Raw genomic sequence first — 527 nt, 5'->3', positions numbered from 1 at the left:
CGACCTTGCTAATTGGTGAGTTTGGCGATCGTTTAATCGAAATATCAGCCAGCTTAGGTATTTTACTTTTGGTGTCGGGCTTGTATCTCTGGCTTCCTCGCGACAACGCCAGTCGAGCAGGCTTTTTGAAAATCCGTATTGCCCAAGGTTCTCGTATTTTATTGCGCGATGTGCACGCTAATCTAGGTGGTGTGTTGTCCCTCGTTTTACTGTTTTTCCTGATTTCTGGTTTGTCTTGGGCTGGAATTTGGGGGGCAAAGATGGTTCAAGCTTGGAACACGTTTCCGACTTATTACACTTGGGGTGAAAAGCCAGAGTCGATATTGACGCATAAGGATCTTAACCACGGTTCGTCAGAAGAAATGCCTTGGAACTTAGAGCTTGCTGCCGTACCTGAATCGAAAGATAAACCCGCCCATGATCACGCGAACATGGAAAGGGGGGCGTCTTACACGGGGAGCCTTCGCGCGTTATCGATTGACGACATTATTCTTAAAGCCGAAATGATGGGCTTTATCAGCTACAAA

The 527-nt window shown here is 46.9% G+C and carries 1 protein-coding gene; it reads left to right on the top strand.

Annotated elements, in window-relative coordinates:
• On the top strand, positions 1 to 527 hold a 527-nt coding region (locus R8O10_RS27320), incomplete at both ends, for a PepSY-associated TM helix domain-containing protein (RefSeq protein ID WP_318192248.1).

The sequence above is a fragment of the Vibrio sp. 1727 genome (genome assembly GCF_033344415.1).
GTDB lineage: Bacteria > Pseudomonadota > Gammaproteobacteria > Enterobacterales > Vibrionaceae > Vibrio > Vibrio alginolyticus.
This window is presented reverse-complemented; position numbering and strand designations above follow the sequence as displayed.